The organism is Moorena sp. SIO3I8 (genome assembly GCF_010692325.1).
Lineage (GTDB): Bacteria > Cyanobacteriota > Cyanobacteriia > Cyanobacteriales > Coleofasciculaceae > Moorena.
The window spans coordinates 1-1010 of record NZ_JAAHHW010000505.1 but is presented as its reverse complement, the minus strand read 5'-3'; the positions used below and the strand labels follow the sequence as shown (position 1 = coordinate 1010).

At 41.5% G+C, this 1010-nt stretch carries 1 protein-coding gene; it reads left to right on the top strand.

The genetic code is table 11. The features are described 5' to 3' along the window. Positions 1–708, top strand: a 708-nt coding sequence (locus F6K51_RS38225) for an ATP-binding cassette domain-containing protein (RefSeq protein ID WP_293031625.1), incomplete at its 5' end; no start/stop codon positions are given. Positions 709–1010: the final 302 nt, after the last annotated feature.

Sequence of the window (1010 nt, the reverse complement as noted above, 5' to 3'; positions counted from 1 at the left end):
TCCTATAGTAACGATGAGAATTTTGCCCTGAAGAATCTCACCTTTACTCTGCCTCGACACAAGGTAACTGGCTTAGTCGGGGAGTCAGGAGCAGGTAAGTCTTCGATTGTGGATTTGTTCATCGGGCTGTATCAACCAACGGCAGGACATATTCTAGTCAATGGCCGTCCTCTAGCAGATTATCGCTTGGAAGATTGGCGACGGGATATTGGGGTGGTCAGTCAAGATACGTTTATTTTTAATGACAGTATTTTAGAAAATTTGCGTTACGGTCGTCCATCCGCAACCTTGGATGACGTGGTGGAAGCCGCGAAAGCAGCCCAAGCCCACACCTTTATTTTAGCTTTGCCTGATGGATACGAAACCGTGGTGGGTGAGCGGGGCTATAAACTCTCCGGTGGACAGCGGCAACGATTGGCTCTGGCACGGGCATTAATTAAGGAGCCAGAAATTTTAATCTTGGATGAAGCGACCAGTGCCTTAGATAGTGAGTCAGAGAAGTTGATTCAGCAGGCATTGGAACAGTTCCAGAAGGAACGAACAGTGATTGTTATCGCCCATCGACTTTCCACCATTGCTGAGGCTGATCAGATTTTGGTGCTAGAGCGGGGAGAGGTTGTAGAGCATGGTACTCATCAGTCGCTTTTGCATAAAGGTGAGCGTTATGCCCGCTATTGGAAGTTACAGAGTAGTCAGGTGGCAGTTTAAGAGCTAATTTGTAAAGTAAATATTAAGAAGCCTGAATGCGTTGCTATGATTGTATTCTGGCAAAAAAGTACATATGTACTTTTTTGTTAAAAGCCTTAGCCTACAAGGATTACAGCAAGTTTACAAATCAGCTCTAAGGGAGTAGCTCCATAAAATTTTCATAACTTTTATGGTGTTTGTTAGATAAAAATAAATCAATATGTTAAAAATTAAATTATAAGTCAAATTTTGTTCTGTCATATGGGTTTAAATCCCATTGATATATGGTATTATTTATTTTTTTTACAGAGTAAAAAATGTTG